A 537-nucleotide genomic window follows, 5' to 3' on the forward strand; every position below is an offset into this window, starting at 1 on the left:
CGGCCGCGAAGGCGAGCGCCTGTACCGCACGGGCGACCTCGCACGCTGGAACGCGGAAGGGGCGCTCGACTATCTGGGGCGCATCGATCATCAGGTCAAGATTCGCGGCTTCCGTATCGAACTGGGCGAGATCGAGGCGCAGCTGGTTGCGCACGCCGGCGTGCGCGAAGCAGTGGTGACGGCACAGGACAGTGTGGGCGGCACGCATCTGGTGGCGTATGTGACGGCGCGAGCGGATGCGGCACTCGATATAGCAGCGCTGCGCGAGGCGCTGGCTGACGTGCTGCCGGACTACATGGTGCCGGGCGTGATCATGGTGCTGGAGGCAATGCCGCTCAATCCAAACGGGAAGGTGGACCGCAAGGCACTCCCGCAACCGGAGTTCGAATCTGCTGCGGAGTACGAAGCACCTGAAGGCGCAACGGAAACAACGCTGGCCGCGATCTGGTGCGAGGTACTGGGCATTGCACGCGTAGGCCGCCATGACAACTTCTTCGAACTGGGCGGCGATTCGATCCTGAGCCTGCAGATCGTGGC

The 537-nt window shown here is 64.8% G+C and carries 1 protein-coding gene; it reads left to right on the forward strand.

The window, feature by feature from the left end:
* A partial coding sequence (locus U5775_RS39015) for an AMP-binding enzyme (protein ID WP_322063450.1) occupies window positions 1–537 on the forward strand: 537 nt, incomplete at both ends.

It is taken from the genome of Paraburkholderia sp. J63 (assembly GCF_905220245.1).
Taxonomy (GTDB): Bacteria; Pseudomonadota; Gammaproteobacteria; order Burkholderiales; family Burkholderiaceae; genus Paraburkholderia.